Annotated in this window: 18 protein-coding genes and 1 riboswitch; of the genes, 10 read left to right on the top strand and 8 right to left on the bottom strand. The window is 52.7% G+C overall.

Features of this window, described 5'->3' with window-relative positions; all coding sequences use genetic code 11:
* Positions 1 to 41: 41 nt before the first annotated feature.
* From PGRAT_RS33835 to PGRAT_RS29520, 4 genes are all read right to left on the bottom strand, one after another.
* The gene (locus PGRAT_RS33835) at positions 42 to 323 is read right to left on the bottom strand and encodes a hypothetical protein (protein WP_167337243.1); all 282 of its coding nucleotides are present in this window, start codon (positions 321 to 323) and stop codon (positions 42 to 44) included.
* 22 nt (positions 324 to 345) lie between these two features.
* The gene (locus tag PGRAT_RS29530) at positions 346 to 732 is read right to left on the bottom strand and encodes a RidA family protein (protein ID WP_025707920.1); all 387 of its coding nucleotides are present in this window, start codon (positions 730 to 732) and stop codon (positions 346 to 348) included.
* Between the two features lie 66 nt (positions 733 to 798).
* Positions 799 to 2190, bottom strand: a complete 1392-nt coding sequence (locus tag PGRAT_RS29525) for an aldehyde dehydrogenase (protein ID WP_042267623.1) — start codon at positions 2188 to 2190, stop codon at positions 799 to 801.
* 33 nt (positions 2191 to 2223) lie between these two features.
* Positions 2224 to 2931, bottom strand: coding sequence for a Crp/Fnr family transcriptional regulator (locus PGRAT_RS29520; RefSeq protein ID WP_025708538.1), 708 nt, complete (start codon positions 2929 to 2931; stop codon positions 2224 to 2226).
* Between the two features lie 142 nt (positions 2932 to 3073).
* Between PGRAT_RS29520 and hcp the strand changes: the two genes are divergently transcribed.
* From hcp to PGRAT_RS29500, 4 genes are all read left to right on the top strand, one after another.
* The gene (hcp, locus tag PGRAT_RS29515; protein WP_025708539.1) at positions 3074 to 4726 is read left to right on the top strand and encodes a hydroxylamine reductase; all 1653 of its coding nucleotides are present in this window, start codon (positions 3074 to 3076) and stop codon (positions 4724 to 4726) included.
* A 305-nt stretch (positions 4727 to 5031) separates the two neighbouring features.
* Entirely contained in the window at positions 5032 to 5691 is a 660-nt protein-coding gene (locus PGRAT_RS29510) for a response regulator transcription factor (protein WP_025708540.1), read from the top strand.
* 3 nt (positions 5692 to 5694) lie between these two features.
* Positions 5695 to 7053 (top strand): sensor histidine kinase, encoded by a 1359-nt coding sequence (locus PGRAT_RS29505; RefSeq protein WP_025708541.1) that lies wholly within the window; start codon positions 5695 to 5697, stop codon positions 7051 to 7053.
* Positions 7054 to 7111: 58 nt separating this feature from the next.
* Positions 7112 to 8221 carry a hypothetical protein gene (locus PGRAT_RS29500; protein ID WP_025708542.1) on the top strand — a complete coding sequence of 370 codons (1110 nt, stop codon included), beginning with the start codon at positions 7112 to 7114 and terminating at the stop codon, positions 8219 to 8221.
* 149 nt (positions 8222 to 8370) lie between these two features.
* On the opposite strand, the gene PGRAT_RS29495 is transcribed toward PGRAT_RS29500, so the two are convergent.
* Positions 8371 to 9345, bottom strand: a complete 975-nt coding sequence (locus PGRAT_RS29495; protein WP_042267621.1) for an aldo/keto reductase — start codon at positions 9343 to 9345, stop codon at positions 8371 to 8373.
* 35 nt (positions 9346 to 9380) lie between these two features.
* Entirely contained in the window at positions 9381 to 10292 is a 912-nt protein-coding gene (locus PGRAT_RS29490) for a LysR family transcriptional regulator (RefSeq protein ID WP_025704754.1), read from the bottom strand.
* Positions 10293 to 10387: 95 nt separating this feature from the next.
* Between PGRAT_RS29490 and PGRAT_RS29485 the strand changes: the two genes are divergently transcribed.
* Positions 10388 to 11281, top strand: a complete 894-nt coding sequence (locus PGRAT_RS29485; RefSeq protein WP_025704755.1) for a DMT family transporter — start codon at positions 10388 to 10390, stop codon at positions 11279 to 11281.
* A 115-nt stretch (positions 11282 to 11396) separates the two neighbouring features.
* A complete protein-coding gene (locus PGRAT_RS29480) occupies positions 11397 to 11999 on the top strand; it encodes a flavin reductase family protein (protein ID WP_025704756.1) in 603 nt (200 codons plus the stop codon).
* Between the two features lie 96 nt (positions 12000 to 12095).
* Here the strand turns inward: PGRAT_RS29480 and PGRAT_RS29475 are convergent, their stop codons facing one another.
* Together PGRAT_RS29475 and PGRAT_RS32005 are read right to left on the bottom strand one after the other, a co-directional pair.
* The gene (locus PGRAT_RS29475) at positions 12096 to 13982 is read right to left on the bottom strand and encodes a flagellar assembly protein A (protein WP_025704757.1); all 1887 of its coding nucleotides are present in this window, start codon (positions 13980 to 13982) and stop codon (positions 12096 to 12098) included.
* A 106-nt stretch (positions 13983 to 14088) separates the two neighbouring features.
* A riboswitch (cyclic di-GMP riboswitch) is annotated at positions 14089 to 14181 on the bottom strand.
* Between the two features lie 374 nt (positions 14182 to 14555).
* Positions 14556 to 15656, bottom strand: coding sequence for an FUSC family protein (locus PGRAT_RS32005; protein ID WP_052415745.1), 1101 nt, complete (start codon positions 15654 to 15656; stop codon positions 14556 to 14558).
* Positions 15657 to 15946: 290 nt separating this feature from the next.
* Between PGRAT_RS32005 and PGRAT_RS29465 the strand changes: the two genes are divergently transcribed.
* The 4 genes from PGRAT_RS29465 to PGRAT_RS29450 are packed head-to-tail and all read left to right on the top strand — an operon-like array spanning position 15947 to position 19761.
* The gene (locus PGRAT_RS29465) at positions 15947 to 17071 is read left to right on the top strand and encodes an ABC transporter ATP-binding protein (protein WP_025703882.1); all 1125 of its coding nucleotides are present in this window, start codon (positions 15947 to 15949) and stop codon (positions 17069 to 17071) included.
* Positions 17061 to 17867 carry an ABC transporter permease gene (locus PGRAT_RS29460; RefSeq protein WP_025703883.1) on the top strand — a complete coding sequence of 269 codons (807 nt, stop codon included), beginning with the start codon at positions 17061 to 17063 and terminating at the stop codon, positions 17865 to 17867. The genes PGRAT_RS29465 and PGRAT_RS29460 overlap by 11 nt, the downstream gene beginning before the upstream one ends.
* Positions 17864 to 18691 carry an ABC transporter permease gene (locus PGRAT_RS29455; RefSeq protein WP_025703884.1) on the top strand — a complete coding sequence of 276 codons (828 nt, stop codon included), beginning with the start codon at positions 17864 to 17866 and terminating at the stop codon, positions 18689 to 18691. Before PGRAT_RS29460 ends, PGRAT_RS29455 begins: the two co-directional genes overlap by 4 nt.
* Positions 18688 to 19761: an ABC transporter substrate-binding protein gene (locus PGRAT_RS29450; protein ID WP_025703885.1), complete on the top strand. Its 1074-nt coding sequence runs from the start codon at positions 18688 to 18690 to the stop codon at positions 19759 to 19761. Before PGRAT_RS29455 ends, PGRAT_RS29450 begins: the two co-directional genes overlap by 4 nt.
* Positions 19762 to 20357: the final 596 nt, after the last annotated feature.

Raw genomic sequence — 20357 nt, 5'->3', positions numbered from 1 at the left:
CCCGCAGGGTGAAATGAAAGGTATAAATACCTCTGATTAGGCTAGAAGTAGGCCCGCAGGGTGAAATGAGAGGTAAAAATATCTCTGATTAGGCCAGAAGTGGTTCGTTGAGCCAGATGAGAGGTAAAAGTACCTCTGATTCCAGCGCATACAGAGCGCTGGCGAAACAACGGCAGAAATGCCGTTGTTAGAGCACCGTAGGCCGGTTTGCTCCGCAACAACGGCAGAAATGCCGTTGTTAGAGCACCGCAGGCCGGTTTGCTCCGCAACAACGGCAGAAACGCCGTTGTTAGAACGCCGCAGGCGTGTTTGCTCCGCAACAACGGCGGAAATGCAGGAACAGGTTTACGGTGCGATAGCCTCTACTTCGATTTCAATGAGCAGGTCGGGGGCGATCAGCGCTTTTACCTCAACCATTGTCGCAACAGGCTGGATATCCTTGAAAAACTCTCCATGGGCCTTTCCGAATTCCTCCCATTTGGAAATGTCCGTGACGAACATTCTTGTTCTTATAACATTCTCCAGGCCTGCACCCAGTTCCCCAAGCGCCTTCTCAATGACCTGCAGAATAAACCGGGTTTGCTCATAAGGGTTGCCTTTGCCAAAAACTACGCCGTCCTTCATCGCTGTCGTTCCTGCTACCTCAATCCGGTCGCCAACACGGATGGCCCGGCAGTATCCCACGGTTGACTCCCACGGTGAGCCTGTAAACACTTGTTTTCGTTCCGCCACAGAACCCTCTCCTATCCATCTGATCCTATTTTACGTTATGTTTGTGTTCCTGAATCCTAACCGCTGCTACTTCAGCAGCTTCCGCGCCAGCTTGACTTTATTGCCATAAGGCGGATAGACAATGCCGAAGTCGATTCGGGTGCTCCGCTTTACGATGCTTTTCCGGTGGGAGAAAACATCAAAGCTGTGCTCGCCGTGATACCCGCCAATCCCGGAGCCGCCGACGCCGCCGAACGGCAGGTGGCTGCTGGCTACGTGGGTGATGGTATCATTTACGCAGCCGCCGCCGAACGAAACGCGCCCAAGCACCTCGCGCTCCACCTGCTTATCCTCTGTGAATAAGTAGAGCGCCAGCGGTTTGGGGTGTTCATTCACCGATTGAATGGCCTCTTCCAGGCGGCTGTATTCCATAATGGGCAGGACAGGTCCAAAGATCTCATCCGCCATGGAGGCGTCGCTCCAGGCAGCCGGGTGGATCAAGGTGGGCTCAATGTACAGATCTTCGGGCAAAACCTTGCCGCCCAGAACAATCTTAGCCTGGTCCTTCTCCAACATTCCGCGAATCCGCTGCAGCTGCCGTTCATTGACGATCCGGCCGTAATCCGGGCTGCGCTGAATATCGCTGCCGTAAAAAACAGTAATATAATGTTTGATCCGGCGGATCAGCTCGGCTGCGACGCTGTGGTGGACCAGCATGTAATCCGGGGCGATGCAGGTCTGCCCCACATTGATCAGCTTTCCCCAGACGATCCGCTTGGCCGCCGCCTCCAGATCGGCCGTCTTATCGACGATGACCGGGCTTTTACCGCCGAGCTCCAGCGTGACCGGGACCAGATTTTTGGCGGCGGCTTCCATCACGATTTTGCCGACAGGGACACTTCCCGTAAAGAAAATATAATCGAACTTGGCCTGGATCAGCTGAGTGGTCATCTCTTTCTCGCCTTGGACTACCCGGATATAAGCCGGTTCGAACGTCTCCCGGATCATGTCTTCTATAACTCCCGAGACAGCGGGAGTACTCTCCGAAGGCTTCAGCACAGCGCAATTCCCGGCGGCGATAGCGCCGATCAGCGGCTCAATCAGCAGCTGGAACGGATAATTGAAAGGTCCGATAATCAGCACGGTCCCGTAGGGCTCGCTGAGAATCAGGCTTTTGGCCGGGAACATATGCAGCGGGGACTTTACTTTGACGGGCTTTGCCCAGCGTTTCAGGTGCTTCATCATGTACCCGATGCTGTCGAGCGTGAAGCCGATCTCCGTAGCATAGGCTTCGAATTCGCTTTTGTGCAGGTCCTTATTCAGAGCGGCAATAATCCGTGTTTCGTAGCGTTTGATGGCATTCTTCAGCTTCCGCAGCTGCTCCAGCCGGAAGGCAACAGCCCTTGTAGCTCCGGTGTGGAAAAATTCACAGGTGTCCCCCAACATTTGTTCTACGTTCTGCGACGTTGCTTCGAGCATCCTCGACCCTTCCTCCATAATTAGTCATCTGCTTCAGCTCTTGCCCCCGGAATCAGCTTCGACACTGTGAATGTAATCCTTCATCTGATCCATGTCCAGAAGGGTGATTTCCCTCCCCTTGAAAAGAATCCAGCCCTGGTCGCGCAGAATTCCCATTTCACGGGAAAGCGAAGGCCGTGCCGTATTCAAATGCTCGGCCCATTCCTTTCTGCTGAAAGGAAGCCGGACAGTAGCGGAGGACTGCAGCTCCGCCTGCTCCAGCAGAAAATCGACAATGCGCCGCCGCAGCGGTCCGGCTGAGAGTATTTCAATTTTCCGGTTGACCAGCACCAGCCGCTCGGACAGATTCTCAATGAAACGGGTCAACAGGTCTGTATCTGCCGTAAACATCCGCAGCAGCTCCTGCTTGCCAATGAACATGACGGTGCAGGGATCAGAGGCGGTAACCGTTGCGGGAACACTGTTGTTTCTGCGGAACAGCACGGCTTCGCCAATGGTCTGGCCTTGATTCAGATGGGCAATGGTTACACCGCTGCCCGTGGGATGGTTCTTCTGCACTTCCACCCGTCCCGAGAGCACGATACCGAGGCGGTCGGCCTTGTCGCCTTCAGCGAGGATTACTGTTTTTCTCGGAAACTCGCTGACAGTGTAGATCATCTTGTGCAGCAGAGATTCAATCTCTTCCACAGACCGTCCCCGAAACAGCAGACAGGCCTGCAGCACGGCAGGGTCAGGTTTCATAGATTTCCTCCAGAATTTAAATATTCGGTAACATCCGTTACCGATTGTTCGACGAAAGTCTACTACAATTACTGGTAACTGTAAAGGCGGGACGAGGAATGTCCTGTCCAGTATCCAAGAACCCATAAGGAGTGAACGGGAAATGAGCGAAATGTTCTGTTTTCAATGTCAGGAGGCGGCGAAGGGATCAGGCTGCACCATCCAGGGAGTCTGCGGTAAAACCAGCGAGGTGGCGAATCTCCAGGATCTGCTGCTGTATACGCTGAAAGGCATTTCAATCTTTGCACAGCGGGGCCGCGAGCTTGGCATCACTGATCCGGCCACAGAGAAGTTTATAACCGGAAGCATGTTCGCGACCATTACCAATGCAAACTTCACCCCGGAGCATTTCACAACACGCATTAGAGAAGGACTTGCACTTCGTGACCAGTGGAGAAACCGGCTGAACTCCGCAGGGGCAGAGGCTGCCCTGTCCGGTCATGATGCAGCCCTCTGGACTGCCGGTACAGATGAGGAGCTGCAGCTAAAAGCACAGGAAGTAGGTGTTCTTGCCACAGAACATGAGGATATCCGTTCGCTGCGCGAGCTGCTGACCTACGGACTCAAAGGGATGGCGGCTTATATGGAGCATGCGGCGGTACTGGGCTATTATGAGCCTAATGCTCAGGCTTTTATGGAAAAAGGTTTGGCGGCAGTGCTGGATGACACGCTCAGCGGCGACGAACTGACTGCGCTGGTGCTGGAATGCGGGAAGCTGGGTGTAGAGGTCATGGCGCTGCTGGACCGGGCGAATACATCGACATACGGCAACCCGGAAATTACCAAAGTGAACATCGGTGTGGGAACCCGTCCGGGGATTCTGATCAGCGGGCATGACCTGAAGGATATGGATTCGCTGCTCAAGCAGACGGAAGGAACCGGAGTGGATGTGTATACACACAGCGAGATGCTGCCGGCCCACTATTATCCTGCATTCAAAAAATACAGCCATTTCGTAGGCAATTACGGCAACGCCTGGTGGAAGCAAAATGAGGAATTTGCGAGCTTTAACGGTCCGATTCTGATGACTACGAACTGCATTGTACCTCCTAAGGACAGCTATATTCACCGTCTGTACACCACCGGCCATACGGGTTTCCCTGGGGTACAGCATATTGCGGCCGGTGAGAACGGGGAGAAGGATTTCTCTGCAATCATCGAGCAGGCCAAGAGTTGCGAGGCACCAACTGAAATTGAAACCGGAGAAATTGTTGGCGGCTTCGCCCATGCTGCGGTAATGAATGTGGCCGATCAGGTGGTAGAGGCTGTGCAGAGCGGCGCAATCAAGCAGTTCTTTGTGATGGCAGGCTGCGACGGCCGGATGAAGAGCCGGAATTACTACACGGAATTTGCCGCTGAGCTGCCGGGAGATACCGTTATTCTGACGGCGGGTTGTGCGAAGTATAAATACAACAAGCTGGCGCTTGGGGAGGTCGGCGGGATTCCCCGCGTACTGGATGCCGGACAATGCAACGACTCCTATTCCCTAGTCGTGATTGCGCTGAAGCTCAAGGAGGTATTCGGACTGGAGGACATCAATGATCTGCCGATTGCCTACAATATTGCCTGGTACGAGCAAAAAGCGGTCATTGTGCTGCTGGCCCTGCTGCATCTCGGTGTCAAGAATATTCATCTTGGCCCGACACTGCCGGCCTTCCTCTCTCCGAATGTAGCCAAAGTGCTGGTAGACACCTTCGGCATTAGCGGCATTACCAGTGTACAAGAGGATATGGAGCATTTTATCGCTGCGGTCTAACACAGACAGGTTAAAATTAAGCCGGACGCTGCCCCCTGAAGGGGATAGCGTCCGGCTTATTGGCGTCTAAGATGGATAGGCTCGACACACAGATGGCTGAGGACGGAGTATCCCTGCTGCAAGCCCTCACCATTGCGTCCAGTCCGCTTAAGGCAAGGCGATTTCTCTGTTGGATTCCGGCCGATGACCGGGCTGAGACCAGTGAAGGGTTTGAATAATAGAGGGAATTGGGTTACAATGTCGAACCACAACGATTATGGCACCGTACAGGTATAACTGGCTAAGCAAGAGGTGGAGGTTTGGGGATGGCAACGATATTGGTGGTTGAGGATGAGAAGCCGATCAGCGATCTGATTACGATGAATTTAAAGCTGGTTGGCCATCGGTTTTTTAAAGCCTTTGATGGAGCGCAGATGCAGCAGATTCTGGAGCAGGAGAAGATCGATCTTATTTTGCTGGATGTGATGCTGCCGGTGATGGATGGATTTGAATGGATGAGGCGGCACCGCCATCCGGGTGTTCCGGTTATTTTTATTACCGCCAAGGATTCTTTGGCTGACCGCATCACCGGCTTTGAGCTGGGTGCGGATGATTATATCATTAAACCGTTTGAGATTTTGGAGCTGCTGGCCCGCATCAACGTTGTTTTGCGCCGGAATATCAAGGAAGAAGAGGGATTTACCGCAGGAGATGTAGACATCCGTTTGGCGGCCCGGCAGATCTATAGGAGCGGACAGCTTGTCGAACTAACGGCCAGAGAATTTGAATTGCTGGAGGTTCTGATTCAGAACCAGAATATTGCCTTATCCCGGGAGAAACTGCTGGAGCTGGCCTGGGGTTATGAATTTGAAGGAGATACCCGGACGGTGGATGTGCATATCCGGCAACTGCGCAAAAAACTGGGCTGGGAAGAACGTATCAGAACGGTGTACAAGCTGGGTTACCGTCTGGAAGCGGAGAGGTGAGCGATGAGATTCTGGCAGAAAACGCTGGTGCTGATGCTCGTCTTGTTCGTTGTAGTCCTGGATGTGAGCGTCATTATGATTATGAACAAAAGCTGGCGGCTGAATATGAACAGGGAACAGCAGCGGGCGGCAAGTGACCATGCTCTGATTGCCAACAGTATCTATGAAAATCTAAATTCCATAAAATCACGGGGGATGCGGATTAACGATACGATTCTGCTGGATGTTGCCCGTTCCTATGGAGAGTATTACCGGGAGCGGGGCATATCTCTGCAATTATCCAATCAGGATGCCCCCGTGTATGCGGAGCCATCGGAGCCGTCCGCCCGCCATATCAGCGTAACGAATGAGCTGCCGGCGCCTTACGGGTATTTGCAGCTAACTTACCGGCGGGATATTGAAGCACTGTATGCCGGCCAGGATGAGCTGAATCGTTATTTTGTCTATATCAACTGTATTTCGATTCCTGTTCTTGCTGCACTCATGTATGTGCTGATCCGCAAGCTGACGAAACCTCTGCAATCATTGGCGGACAGCACCAAAAGTATAGCCGAAGGGAACTATGGCCAACGGGTGCAGCTTAAGAACAGGGATGAATTCGGGGAGCTGGCGCAGCACTTTAACCGCATGGCAGATGCTGTGGAAAGGCAGGTCACGGACCTCTCCGCCATGGCTGAGGAGAAACAGCGGATGGTGGATAACCTGGCTCATGAGCTGAGAACGCCGCTGACCAGTCTGCAGGGATTCGCCCAGTATTTGAATGCCGCCCATATTGATGAGGAAGAGCGGATAACAGCGAGCGGGTATCTCTGGAGCGAGACGCTGCGCCTGAAGAATCTGGTTTTCAAGCTGCTGGATCTATCCATTCTCAGCCATCAGCCGGTGAAACGGAGCAGGATACCGGTTGTGGAACTGTTCGAATCCGTGCGCCGGATGGAACAGGCTAATCTGGATGCGGCAGGGATTGAGCTGATTCTAGATGCAGATATTCCCGCGGTATGGGGCGACCGGGAACTGCTCGAATCGTTTCTGGTGAATTGCCTGGAGAACTCGATCCATGCTTCAACCCCGGGTTTGGAGATCAAGCTGGCGGCGTATGAACAGGATGCTGCGGCGGTTTTGGAGGTGACAGACTCCGGCAGAGGCATGAGCGCCGCACATTTGGAGCGGGTATTTGAGCCGTTCTACCGGGTGGATCATGCGCGATCCAGAGAACATGGCGGGGCCGGACTCGGTCTGGCCCTGTGCCGCCAGATTGCAGAAGCGCATCAGGCGCAGCTGTCTCTGAAGTCGGAGGAGCAGAAGGGTACGACCATACAGCTTATTTTACAACTCCATAACAACGGGCCTCTTACTTTATAACATCTTTATCTTACAGTAAGGCTAAGACAAGCCCACTTACACATTGGAGGTAGTGAAGATGAACAGAAATGACGTTAAATCGGCCCTTGGAGTGATATTCATAGCGGGAGGACTGCTGGGTCTCAGTGCTTTTGCGGTACCGCAAATTGTTGCTTACACAGAAATGAGCCGCCAGATGCCGGAAGCGAATGTATCCTACACACAGCAGCAAACCGGGAAGCCTGCGGTTCAACTGGCGAGCGGCCAGATTCCGGTGCTGAAGATCGAGGCGAAGGCTCCGGTCTCGACGATCCAGACGTATTTGGAGCTCACGGTCACTGAAGAGGAAATCAAGGAGTCCAATGCGTACGCCGAAAAGCTTAGATTTATGGATCATGAAATATTCACCCGGGAGATGACCGAGCAAGAAATCAAACGGCGGCTTATCCTGGACGATCAATATCGGTTCGATGGCCTGCGTCCCAAGCAGAAGCTGCCCATGAAAGCCGGGAACCACGAGTTTTATCTGGATCAGAGCAAAGCTACTTATGTATTCCCCAAGCGTGCCCTTACGGATGAGGAAATGCTGCAGTTTATCGATTGGAATTATCGCTTCAATTATGTGTTGAGCCTGACCTATGTAAAACCGCAGCCTGATCAGAAGGACATCGGCGAGGCCGAAACCCTCAGCAAAGCAAGAGAGAGTGTGATCCGTCTATTCGATGTGGATCTGTCCAAGCTAGAGGCCACAGCGTTATACAATAAATGGGGTCCTGAGCAAAAGGGAGAGTGGTCCGTCGATTTCCATCCTTACCGAGAAGGGACGCTCCGAGCTCAAGGAAGACCCTATCTCACGTATAATGTACTCATTGATTCGCTGAGCGGAACGGTCCTGGATACGACCATTGTGGAACGGGATTATAAGAGAACGCCAATCACAGCAGAGATGAACGGGCGGATCAGACAGGATTCCAGCTGGCTCCAGACCGCGCGCACCATTGTTGCAGACAAACAGGGTGACACCCGTGAGATTGTCGGCACTTCTATTATTAAGGACAGCATATATGACAAACGCGGGGTTGTAGCAGTTTTGGTTAAACTGAAAGACGGAAGCTCCTATACAGCAGAGCTTCGTTATCCCGGGAAGACCCTGCGCTGCCTGATTTATACGCCGGCCTCCAAGTCATAAAGACCGTTATAGGCTATAGATATGAAGCGCAGAACGCGATTTTGGCAGGAACAGCGGATGCTGAGTCCGCGAAGCTGCCGGCTTGTGCACATGCGTTCGAGGAACAGCAATCAGCCGCTGCCATTCACAAAAGGCAGCGGCTTCGCTGTTTACGGCAGACGGTAGTATGCGAACGGCTCGCCGTGCCGGAAGGCCCGGCTGGCTTCGTCCAGCCGGTGCAGGCTATCGGCATCCAGAGCCAGCGTAACGCTCTGGATGCTTTCTTGCAGTTGCGCGGCCTTCGTAGCGCCGACAATGACGGTGGAGACGGCAGGCTGGTGCATCAGCCAGGCCAGCGACAGCACGGTGGGGGAGGCCGCCAGCTCAGCGGCGATGGCTCCCGCCGCATCGCCAAGGGCGATCCGGTCCTTGCTCAGGAAGCGGCTGAAGTTCGGATCCGTCTGCGCTCTGGAGCCGGCGGGCGGGGCGTCGCTGCCGCCGTATTTGCCTGTGAGGATGCCTCCAGCCAGCGGGAAATAGGGAATGATGCCGATTCCCTGATCCAGGCAGAGCGGGAGCAGCTGGGTCTCGGGTGTCCGGTCAGCAAGAGAATAGCTACACTGGATGGAGACATACTTGGCCAGATTGCGCAATTCGCTGATTCCCAGCGCTTTCATCAGCTCCCAGGCTGCATAATTGGAAGCGCCGATATAGCGGACCTTGCCTGCGGATACCATATCATCCAGTGTCCGCAAGGTCTCTTCCAGCGGCGTATAGGGATCGAAGGTATGTATCTGATAGAGATCCACATAATCCGTCTTCAAGCGGCGCAAGCTGCCTTCAAGCTCCTGTATCAGATGACGGCGCGAAGAGCCGCTGCCTCCGGGCCCTTCGTGTACCGGCAGGCCTGCCTTGGTAGCCAGAACGGCTTCCTGCCGCCTGCCTTCAAGTGCCAGCCCAATGATTCGCTCGGACTCGGAGCCGGCGTAGATATTGGCAGTATCTATGAAGTTGATTCCATGGTCCAGCGCGGCATGAACAATATCAATCGAGGCCTGCTGGCCGGCCCTCTTTCCGAACGCGTTGGTCCCGAGGCCCAGCGCAGACACCTGCAGTCCGCTGTTGCCCAAACGGTTATATTTCACTTCGATTCCCTCCTTATATAGTTCAATCTCCCCGGCTATACTTGCCCGGCCTGAATTCCGGGCGATCCTGCAGTATCCGGACTGGCGGTCAGCTGCAGGGCCGTATCCATGAACAGCCTGACGGCAATCGACACCTCGGCAAGCGAGTTCACCGCTAGATGAATATCACGGTAGGCATCAGGAGCCAGCTCCCGGATGATCACGCCGGGAGGAAGCGACAGCAGCGAGAGCTGGGACATCACGCCCACAGCCAGCCCTTCCTTGACCATATTGAGGGCAGTCAGATAGCTGCTGACCTCATATTTCACATTCAGCTTGCTGCCGCCTCTCTTGAATAAATCGACTACCGGCGGTTCATAGCCGGATCTGCAGATCAGCATCGGCTCATCTTCCAGGTCCTTCACACAAATAACATCCTTGTGCCGGAGCGGGTGGTCGTCCTGCAGCACGGCATACAGCTTTTCCCGGAAGAGTGGAACGGTGTCGAAGTTTCCATCCGGAGGAATGATCAGCCCCACGTCAATGAACCGCGCGTCCAGCCATTCTTTCACCTCGTCGACCGTCCCTTCGTACAGCCTGATCTCGATCTCAGGGTAGCTTGAGGCGATAGAGCGGATAATCTTGGGGACCAGATGCGCCGAAGCCACCGGAAACGCCCCGACACGGATCAGTCCCTTCTCCAGCCCCTTTTCGGCGGCAATCTCCTGCTCCACTTTGTCATACCCGATCAGGATCTCCCGGAAAATAACAAGGATACGCTTGCCGATATCGGTGAGCATCAGCCCGCTGCGGCGGTCGCGCAGCAGCAGCTTCACCGCAAGCTCCGCCTCCAGCGCGGAGATGGCCCGGCTGACTGCAGGCTGGGTCATATTCATTTCCAGTCCGGCTTTCGTGAAGCTGCCGCTCTCGGCAATGCTGACAAACAAACGGATCTGATTGTTGTTCATAACAGTTTTGGTATGCCCCTTATAATAATAATTCATTTCAATTATAACTAATTTTACTGTATCATTGGTATGAAAATAGAACAAGAGGTGAATAAATGCAGCAGCAGAGAAAAACCATAGCTTTGCTTATCTTTCTGGTCATTGTCTGGGGCATTAATTGGCCTCTTTCCAAAATTGCTTTACACTACGCTCCGCCGCTGTTGTTTGCCGGGATACGCACCGTAATCGCCGGTGTAATTCTGATCGCCGCCGCCCTTCCGAAGCTGAAGGAGCTTCAGTTCAAGCGGCTGTGGCCGGTGTATCTGGTGTCGGCTTTTCTCAGTATCGTCTTCTATTATGGCTTCCAGACCATTGGCCTGCAGTATGTGCCTTCCGGCCTGTTCTCCGCCATTGTTTTTCTGCAGCCGGTGCTGCTTGGCATTTTCGCCTGGCTCTGGCTGGGTGAGAGCATGTATGGGCTGAAGCTGGCCGGTCTCGTGCTCGGATTCCTCGGTGTAGCCTCACTCAGTATCGGCGGCTTCACCGGGAGCATCTCTGTTCAGGGCATTGTGCTCGCTCTGGCCAGTGCGCTCAGCTGGGCTTTTGCCACCGTCTATACGAAGCGTAATGCGGCCCGGGTGGATATGCTGTGGATGACAGCCATGCAGATCATGATTGGGGGCCTTGTCCTGCTGGGAGCCGGGTCAGTAATTGAGAGCTGGGCGGATATAACCTGGAACACGGCTTTTATCATGAACACCCTGTTCATTTCTGTATTCGTGATCGCCTTGGGCTGGATGGTGTATTTCAGTCTCATCAAGGAAGGGGAGGCCGGCAAGGTCGGTTCCTTCACCTTTCTGATTCCGCTGATCTCCATCGGTTCAAGTGTAGTGCTGCTGCATGAGCGGATCACGCTTAATCTGGTGGTCGGCCTGCTGCTTATTGTGGGCAGCATCGTTTTGGTCAACCTCAAGCAGAAACGGCAACACCGCCCTTTAAAGGGACAGTGAAGTTTCAGCGGAAATCGAAGGATAATGGATAGCTTGAAACTATACATTTTCTATTTTAGAATAAGCCCTTAAGCCCTTACCTTAGGCGTTCAACACATTGCATGGAGGTGTTTTTATGTATATCGCTGCTTCAGCACAATCGGCGCATGACAATTACAAGCTTCTGATCGGAAGCATTATCCCCCGGCCGATTGCTTTTGTAACCTCAATAAATGAACAAGGCGTGGTGAATGCCGCGCCGTTCAGTTTTTTCAATATTGTGAATGATGAACCGCCGATGATTATGTTTTCCTGTGTGCGCAAGGCAACCGGAGAGATGAAGCACACGGCAAGCAACATTTTGCGCAATGGAGAGTTTGTGGTGCATATCGTGGACGAGGATAATGTGGCTGCGATTAACCACACCTCAATCAACGCCCCGGAAGGCGTCAGCGAGCTGGAATTGGCCGGACTAACGCCGGTGCCCGGACAAATGATCCGGGTTCCGCGTATAGCGGAATGCAGGATTGCCATGGAGTGCCGGCTTACGCGGCATGTGGAGCTGGGACACTGCGATATGATGATCGGAGAAGTGCTGTGCTTCTATGTAGAGGATGAACTGATTCATAACGGACGCATTGATGCGGCCAAGCTGAAGCCGGTAAGCCGTCTCGCGGGAGCTTCGTATGCAGCGGTTGGCCGGACGTTCGACATGGAGAGACCGCAATACGAGTCTTAAAAAGCCCGTGAAAGACCCTGCCGGCACGCAGCCCGGCAGGGTCTTTCTGTATGTGTACCTTTTGCCGGTAAGGCTATATGTAAGGGATACCGCTGATTACTCGCTTGAAGAGGAGGGGACTCCCCCGTATTCCTGTTTTAGGCTTTTGGCCGTAAATGCGATACTTTCAATCGGGTCAGTAATCTCTAAAGAATACCCGCCTACTGCCACAGAAGCATTCCTGATGGTATGGGCAATGATTTGTTGGCCTGCAACCAGCAGTGTTGTGCCAATGGATTCCCCGCCAACGCTGCGTGCATTAATCGTTCCGGCTGCCTCCATGGTGGAGTCGGAAGACATGGAGCTATACTTCGCAAAATAAATATCTCCAGAGGAATACAGGCTGCTCTGGGAAACTCCATCTCCATGAATATGGACATCCCCGCCGGATTTTATAACACTGTCATGTGACCCGGCAATATCGATCCGGACCCGTTCCTCCTGCATCTGGTAGATGCTATGGGCCAGGTTCTTCAGCAGACTCAGAAAAGAGCCTATTCCCGCATCCGTAATTTGGTCGGTAAATTGTCCGGGATTTAGAAAAAACTTCATCATATGTTTCAGGATCTTGGTATCCTGAGGATAATCAGTACTCATACCTGATAACAGCTCCTGCATGTCACGGAACATACGGGGAAGATGGGCATATTTACTTTCCAGCAGAAGCATGATGACCAACCCGTATTTCACTGTCTGCATCGTTGACTCGACCGTCTCGGCAAGATGTCTGGCAGCCTCTCTCAGTCTCGAAACCTCTTTCGCCACCAGTTCGGTGAAGCTGCACAGGCGGTTATGTGTGGCCCCGTATCCCCCGGCGTACAGCTCACTCCCTACAACATTGCCGCTGATAAATATGCTGCCTGTAGCAGCGATCCGGGAATTGCGCACATCACCAAAAATATAAACATTGCCCAAAGCCTCGATAACTGTATTCTTGCTTAAATAACGAGTTGCGATAACATCACCAGGGAACATGAGGGTACCCCCGGCCTCATTGTCACTATGCGGAACGAAGAACGTTTGGGGAAAATCAATCGTTCTAACAAAGGTTCCGCTTCCGGTTATGCGTGGTCTGCCTTTGCGGCAGGCCTTGATCTCCCCGCCCGGAAGCAGCGCTGCGTAAGGGGATGAGAACAGGGTAAGGTCCTGCGGCGGCGGCGGCGGAAGTACACCGCCATACACATCAAAGCCGGGCAGGCCTTCTTTGGGGGGCAGCTTCTTCGCAAATACTTCGCCTTCCTGCACCATAAAGAATTCCAGGCAGCTTGTTTCTTGGGCGGAATCGTCCATAGACTTGAACTCAGTCTCTATTTTCTGTTGAAACAGCAGTTCGAGACTCGCATTGGTCCCTGGCACAGGAGCCTTGCCTTCAGCAATACATACCGGAAGGTAGGTAGGGTTATTCAGCTCCTCGTAGAGCGCAGGGATATTGAGACTGCTGACTATAGGGCTTTTCTCAAAACCGGCCATAATCCGTTCTATGGAGAGGGTGGATAAGAGCATTTCCCTGTTCATCTCCGCACGGACAGTGACAAAGGCTGAGGCCGGACTGTTGACGAGATTCCAGGCATACCTTTCAGCGCGGTAAAGGGTAAAGTACACTTTTAGCTTATCATCGGATACTGTAATCTGGTATTGCGGTTTCTCGCAAATCTCCCAGGTGAGGTCATCAGCAGAGGTAATTTGAGTTGGTCCCGTGATGACCTGACCATTAATCTTCAATACAACAGGATGCATCGCGGAGATTACAGCCGGCTTGCCGCCGGGAAGAGGCGGAGTGATGAAGATTTCGTTATTCTGGATAATGATGACACCATTCTTAGCTTCGTCTGTTCCGCCAAACGTCTGAGGATCCACAGAGTAAAGATTTAAGAGATCGGTCTTCCCAAGAAGCATGGAAGCAATGAACTCGTACCGTGAACGTTCGATGGTATGCTGCGGCATTCTCGTAACCTCACTTTTTTCGTATAATCAATGGTATCTGTACAGAAAAGAACATCATGGAGCCGTGATACTTATATCCTGGGATATCCGACCAAATGGCGTCTCTATTGGCAGCCTGGCGACCATAAATGCAGCAATAGCGCTCTTAGGCCCATGACTTTGCGTCCTGCCCTTTCGGGACAGTTTGCCTTTAGGAATAGATCAATGATATACACTCAGTATGAGGCGAATAAATCGACTGTAATCGACAAAAAAGTGGTCAATACTGGTATGATGTCCAAAAATAACTTCTCCAAACAAGCTTAATTCTAGTACTTAAGTAGCGAATTTTCAACTGGAATAATTGAATTTGACTATAAAAATTGAATAATGTAGGTAATTGTTGATTTTTTGTAAAAATAATGAATTTATAATTAAATTACACTTAATGAATTCCAGATTTACAGGAGAATATAGAAGGATCGGGCGGTTTATGATGGAGAGTTTGAAGCATGATGGAGGGGCTTGAAAGCGAAGGCTAACTGATAGGATGAAAGAGGAAAGCCATATATTTGAAAAGGGACGCTCCCAAGCTTAAAGCTTGTGGGAGAGTCCCTTTTGTATGAAGCGCACAGCGTGGGCGGCCCCAGCTTTGGCCTTCTGCGGCGCGGCTGACATCACTACATAGTCGGCCTGCTCAATCTCTTCCAGCACCCGGTTCAGGTGAGAGAAAACCGCGCCAAGATCGCGGATGGAGGTGAGGGAGCATTGTCCCTGCAGCTCGGAGAACCACGCCAGTTGAAGATCGCGCGCCCGGCGCAGCGATTCAGGAAGCGAACGCTGGCATTCGGCATCGGACAGGGTCTTCGTCCCGTACAGGGCGATACAGTCTGCGGTGGCTGTGACAACCTCTGCCATCCAGTCGGCTGCGGCGTAATGCGCGGGCAGTCGTTCGATTTCTGCACGGATTTCTTTTACATATGAGTGGATTTTTTTGAGATGGGCAGTGGTCTGTGTCAGTCCGCTCAGCTCGCTGCGGCAATGGTAATGTGTTAAGGTATAATGCAGCTCTTTCTGCTGAAGCTCGCTCTTCGCCAGCAGTGAAGCGGAGCGTGCCAGGGCGTCTCCCGCCTGAACGGCTTCCCGTCCGCTGCCGGCCTGGCCGCTTAGGGCATCCGCCAGCAGCAGTCCGCTTTCCAGAGTCAGGCCCTTCACCTTGACGAACCCCTTGGGCGGAACGATAATCATATTGATAATTAGGGCAATGACCACACCGATCAGCGTTTCAGCAACCCGCCACTCAATATAATGATCATTATAGAAGGTCAGTGCCAGAACAGAGGTTACACCGACTTGGGAGATCGCCTGGATATTGATCCGGCAGGCTGTGGCGACCCCGATACCGATCAGAAGCATCAGCAGAATGGAAAGGGCTCCTACATCGAAGAACCGCCCCACAATCAGGCTGACAATGCCGCCGAGCACAATGCCGGTCATGCGGTAGACCCCCTTTTCCAGGGAGGCCTTGACGCTGCCTTGTGTAATCAGAATCGCCGCCAGCGGGGCGAAGTATAAATAGCTGTCTCCATACAGCGTGTGTACTGCCAGCCAGGAGAGTGAAGCTGCAAGAGTAACCCGTATCATATATAAAGACAGTCCGAATTTCTCAAGACGGTCCTGTAATCCTTCATTCATTGGAGGTCATCTTCTTTCAGGTGTAAAAATGAAATGAATTTCAGCCGTTTTCATTATAGCACCGCAAAACAGTCCGGGAGGTTCATAAATTTTACGAACTTGTTAAGTTTCCAGACTGCTTTTAACCATGTATGCTATCGCATATATAGGACTAATCCGTTATGCTATATATTATGGAAGGTTGTCGAAGAATGGGAGGAATTGTCGCTAACACACGCTGAGCCAGCCCGCTTCGATTGTCCTCCGCAAGATGGGGGTAAAATAGATTGTATTACATAAGGTAAGGGAGGTTGTTAGCTATAGCTACCCCGGAAGGCACTATTATTTCTTTTGACCAGGTGATCAAACAATACGACGACGAAGAGCCTGTATTAAAAGGCGTCAGCTTCGAGATCGAACGCGGTAAATTCTATACCTTGCTGGGCCCTTCGGGCTGCGGCAAGACGACTATTCTGCGGCTGATTGCCGGTTTCGCCGAGCCGACTAAAGGCTCTATTTATCTCAATGGCCAAATCATCAACCACATTCCCGCCAACGAGCGGCAGGTCAATACGGTATTTCAGGACTATGCGCTGTTTCCGCACCTGAACGTATTCGAGAATGTGGCTTTCGGACTGCGCATCAAGAAGCTTAAGAAGGATGTGATCACGCACAAGGTGCAGGAAGCGCTGCGCTTCGTGAACCTTGTAGGCTACGAGCAGCGTGCTATTAATGAAATGTCAGGCGGACAAAGACAACGTGTGGCGATTGCCCGCGCCATCGTCAATGAGCCGCAGGTGCTTCTGCTGGATGAGCCGCTGTCGGCGCTGGACTTGAAGCTGCGTACAGAGATGCAGTACATCCTGCGGGAAATGCAGCAGCGGCTGGGCATTACCTTTATATTTGTGACCCATGACCAGGAAGAAGCGCTGGCGATGTCGGACTGGATCTTTGTCATGAACGGCGGACGGATCGAGCAGAGCGGCACGCCCAATGATATTTATGATGAGCCGATCAACCGCTTCGTGGCCGATTTCATCGGGGAGTCGAATATTGTGCCGGGTGTGATGATCGATGACTACCTGGTGGAGTTTAACGGACACCGGTTCGAATGTGTCGATGCCGGGCTGAAGCGCAATGAAGCGGTGGAGATTGTCATTCGTCCCGAGGATCTGGAGATTGCCGCGCTTGAACAGGGCAAGCTGCGTGTACGCGTGGATTCCCAGCTGTTCCGGGGCGTGCATTACGAGATCAGCTGCTACGATGAATCGGGCCATGAGTGGCTGGTTCATTCCACACGCAAAGCGGAGGTCGGCAGCGAAATCGGCCTGTATTTTGATCCGGAAGCGATTCATGTCATGCGGTTCGGTGAAACGGAGGAAGAATTCGACAAACGTCTGGAAGCTTACGGCGAGGTGGAGAGCCATGAAGAATAAGGGCAAGTCGTATTTTCTCATCCCTTACTACTTGTGGATCGCGCTTTTTGTCATAGCTCCGGTGCTGCTGGTGGTCTATTATTCCCTGTTTGATCTGGACGGGCATCTCACTCTGGACAATTATGTGAATTTCTTTACGCCAGTATATATGAGAATGATGCTTAACTCCTTCTGGTATGCGTTTCTGATCACACTGTTTTCGCTTCTGGTAGCCTATCCCGCAGCCTATCTGCTGACCCGGACGAAGCATAAGCAGCTGTGGCTGCTGCTGATTATTCTGCCAACATGGATCAATCTGCTGCTGAAGACATACGCTTTTATCGGCATATTTGGAACCTTCGGGCCGGTCAATAATTTCTTCGGCCTGCTTGGCATCGGGGAGCAGCAGATTCTGTTTACAGGCTTCAGTTTTGTGTTTGTGTCGGTGTACATTTTTATCCCGTTCATGATCCTGCCAATCTTCAGCGCCCTGGAAGAATTGAATCTGTCGCTGGTGGATGCCGCGCGGGATCTGGGCGCTTCCGGATGGACGACGTTCCGGCGGGTGATCTTTCCGCTAACGGTTTCCGGGGTGCGTTCCGGCTGTATGGCAGTCTTCATCCCGGCGCTGTCGCTGTTCATGATTACGCGCCTCATCGCAGGCAACCGGGTCATTACACTGGGCACTGCGATTGAGCAGCATTTTCTGGTTACGCAGGACTGGGGAATGGGCTCTACGGTTGCCGTCTTCCTGATCGTCATTATGGCGCTGTTCATGCTGCTGACGGGCGGATCGCGGAAAGGGGTGCGCCAGTGAAGAACAAAAACGGACTTACTAATCTGTATCTGGTGCTGGTCTTCGCCGTGCTGTATGCGCCGATTCTGTATCTGATGTATTACTCGTTCAACAGCGGGGGCACGATGCACAAATTCGAAGGTTTTACGCTGGATTATTACCGCGAGGTGCTTCAGGATACAAGGCTGATGATCATAGTCATCAATACGCTGGTGATTGCGCTGCTGTCTTCAGCGATTGCTACGCTGATTGCAATCATCGGCGCGCTGGCGATTCAGCGTGTCCGCAGCCGCCGGGCCAAAAACACACTGCTCTCGCTGAACAACGTGCTGATCGTCAGCCCCGATGTGATTATCGGGGCCTCGTTCCTCATCCTGTTTACGATTGTTGGCATTAAGCTGGGCTTCACATCTGTACTGCTCTCGCATGTGGCGTTCAGCGTGCCGATCGCTGTGCTGATGATCCTGCCGCATCTGCAGGAAATGAGCCCTACGCTGACCGATGCGGCCCGTGATCTGGGAGCCAGCCGCCGTGATGTGCTGACGAAGGTCATTTTGCCGATTATTAAGCCGGGGATTTTCAGCGGTTTTTTCATGGCCCTGACCTATTCGCTGGATGACTTTGCGGTAACCTTCTTCGTTACGGGGAACGGATACTCCACGCTGTCGGTGGAAATCTACTCCCGGGCACGGCAAGGCGTGTCGCTGTCGATCAATGCGCTGTCAACGCTAATCTTCCTCTTCACCATCCTGCTGGTCATCGGGTACTACTTCCTGAACCGGCGCAAGAACCGTCCGGCGGGTCCGCTTTCCGGGCCTGCCGCCGAAATGGGGGTGCCTAGATGAAGCAGCTGGTTAATGCGTTTCTGGCGATTCTTATTGTTGTTTTCGGACTGATGTTCCTCGCGTCCCGGCTCAACTCAGCCGAGGGGTACTCCGGGGGGAATACGCTGACCATCTATAACTGGGGCGATTATATTGAACCTGAACTGCTGAAGCAGTTCGAGAAAGAGACGGGAATTACGGTCATCTATCAGACCTTTGATTCCAATGAGGCTATGCTGACGAAGGTCGAACAGGGCGGAACGACCTTCGATGTTGTGGTCCCGTCCGACTATGCCATTGCCAAGATGCGGGAGGAGAACCTGCTGCTGCCGCTGGATAAAAGCAAGATTCCGAATCTGGCCAACATCGATTCCAGGTTTATGGATCTGTCGTTCGACCCGGGCAACGTCTACTCCGTGCCTTATTTCTGGGGGACGGTTGGCATTATTTTCAACCCGGACATGACCAAGGGCATGGATTTCAGCAGCTGGGATTCCCTATGGGACAACAGGCTGAAGAATAATATTTTTCTGGTGGATGGAGCCCGTGAAGTCATGGGCCTGGCGCTGAACAGCTTGCATTATTCTGTCAATGACCAGAATGAGGCGCATCTGCAGGAAGCACTGGCCAAGCTGAACAGACTTTCGCCCAATGTGAAGGCGATTGTCGGCGACGAGATCAAGATGCTGCTGGCGAATGAAGAAGCGGCTGTCGGGATTGTATGGTCAGGCGATGCTTCGGAGATCATGGATGAGAACGACAAGCTGGACTATGTGGTGCCGAAGGAAGGTTCGAACAAATGGTTCGACAACATGGTCATTCCGCGCACGGCGGTGAATGTGGAAGGAGCGCACAAATTCATTGACTTCATGCTCCGGCCAGACGTGGCAGCCAAAAATGCGGAGTACGTCGGCTATTCCACCCCCAATGTTCCGGCACTGAAGCTGCTTCCCGAAGAGATCTCCGGCGATACCCGATTCTACCCGCCCGCCGAAATTACCGACCGGCTGGAGGTCTATGACAATCTCGGCAAGCGGATGCTTGCCCACTATAACGAGCTGTTCCTGAGATTTAAAATGAATAAGAAATGAAGAATATGAATGAGATATAAATGAGATATGAGCGGGTGGGACTTCGGGGCGGGATGGAACAGACCAATACCGCTGTGTTAGCGGAGCGACGGTAACAAGTCCTGAGCCCCTCCCCTCCTCACACTCGACAGAAAAGAGCCTGATGCGGTATTTCGCTTCAGGCTCTTTTCTGTCGTCGAGGGTGGGGCCGCAAGTGGAACCGCGCGTACGAGCGCGGAGAGGAATGAGGCGTGGAGGCGAATAAGGCAAAAGGCTGGTGGTGTGCTTTTTGGCTGTAACCCCATAACCCCGTAACCCCGTAACCCGGTAACCCCGTAACCCCGTAACCCCGTAACCCCGTAACCCCGTAACCCCGTAACCCCGTAACCCCGTAACCCGGTAACCCGGTAACCCCGTGACTCTGTAGCTCCGCAACCCCGTACCTCCGTAGCTCCGTAACCCCGCCCCATTGCAGGCATATGGGTTTGAATTAGAACACACTTGCTTTGTATACACCTGATTAGTGGGAATTTCTCCACTAAAATTCTTTAGGTCACCTCTTTAGGAGGCGCGAGTGGGAAAAAGTAAACTTAAAACATGCCTAAACACAGATAATG

This window comes from Paenibacillus graminis, from assembly GCF_000758705.1.
In the GTDB taxonomy this organism is placed as follows: Bacteria; Bacillota; Bacilli; order Paenibacillales; family Paenibacillaceae; genus Paenibacillus_AQ; species Paenibacillus_AQ graminis.
The sequence above is the reverse complement of the archived record's forward strand: the minus strand, read 5'-3'. Positions and strand labels throughout refer to the sequence as shown.